The sequence below is a fragment of the Pseudonocardia sp. SID8383 genome, from assembly GCF_009864975.1.
Classification (GTDB): domain Bacteria; phylum Actinomycetota; class Actinomycetes; order Mycobacteriales; family Pseudonocardiaceae; genus Pseudonocardia; species Pseudonocardia alni.
The window spans coordinates 1-247 of the sequence record NZ_WWFY01000983.1; the positions used below are offsets into that span (position 1 = coordinate 1).

General features: G+C 78.1%; 1 protein-coding gene. It reads left to right on the forward strand.

Annotated elements, in window-relative coordinates; genetic code table 11:
* On the forward strand, positions 1-247 hold a 247-nt coding region (locus tag GTW08_RS23215), incomplete at both ends, for an ATP-binding cassette domain-containing protein (RefSeq protein ID WP_161152533.1).

Here is a 247-nt window from a genome sequence, read left to right on the forward strand (position 1 = left end):
CTGCTCGACGCGGCGGCGCTGCGGACCCCGGTGGGTCGGCTGTCGGAGGGCCGGCGGCGCCGGCTCGACCTGGCCCGCGCCCTGGCGGAGCGCCCGACGACGCTGCTGCTCGACGAGCCGACCAACCACCTGTCCGCGCGGCTCGTGGACGAGCTCACCGCGATGGTCCGGGACACCTCGGCGGCCGTCGTCGTCGCCACCCACGACCGGCAGCTGCTGCGCGACCTGGCCGACTGGCCGCGGCTGG